Consider the following 944-nt stretch of genomic DNA (forward strand, 5'->3'; position numbering starts at 1 on the left):
TGCGGGATGATCAGACCAGATATGGCTAACGGGATGAAACGGAGTCACGTCGGTGACTACGTAGGTCACTTCATTGTGGTTTTGAACGAGTTGAATCTGAGCGTCCAACTGCCAAGTTTGATGGCAAAAACGGGTTTGTGTCGCGGTAATCGTCATGCTTTGCTTATCTTTGTGAATGTAAGAAGTTAAGGTTTTGTGCTGAGCATTTGAAGATACAGGAATCTGCACGTCATCACTAATATCACTAGAGGAAAACCGCGCAGAAGAACATTGTGATAATGATGAAAGTAAGGTTTGGAAAAGGACACATCTCACATCACTTTTCGAGGTTGCAAAAAACAGATAAAAAAATACCCAAGTAAAAACTTGGGTATCTTCAAATGCTTAAATTATTTTTTGCGGTTTTTAACCACAGACATCATACGTTTACGCTTACGCTCTTGAGACAAGGTTAGCTTGTTCGCACGATTCTCAAACGGGTTTTCGCTATTCTGGAAGTTGATACGAATTGGCGTACCCATAATTTCCAGTGACTTGCGGAAGTAGTTCATCAAGTAACGCTTGTATGAATCCGGAAGTTCACGAACCATGTTACCGTGAATCACGACGATTGGTGGGTTGTAACCACCTGCGTGCGCGTATTTTAGCTTGATACGACGGCCACGAACCATTGGCGGTTGGTGATCATCAGTCGCCATCTTCATGATACGAGTCAAAACAGAGGTACCAACACGTGTCGTTGCCGACTTGTACGCTTCTTGGATAGACTCAAACAAGTGACCAACACCAGTACCGTGCAGTGCAGAAATAAAGTGAATACGAGCAAAGTCTACGAAACCTAGGCGGCGGTCTAGCTCTTTCTTCACGTTCTCTTTTACTTCGTTATCTAGACCATCCCACTTGTTTACCGCTAGTACGATTGAACGACCGGCGTTCAATGCAAA

General features: G+C 43.8%; 2 pseudogenes. Both read right to left on the reverse strand.

From position 1 onward, the window contains the following. Nucleotides 1-156: pseudogene (locus R7Q46_RS25530) on the reverse strand (alanyl-tRNA editing protein); the annotation flags it as partial. 233 nt (nucleotides 157-389) lie between these two features. After that, nucleotides 390-944, reverse strand: a pseudogene (locus R7Q46_RS25535) (ribosome biogenesis GTPase Der); the annotation flags it as partial.

This window comes from Vibrio sp. 811 (assembly GCF_033339195.1).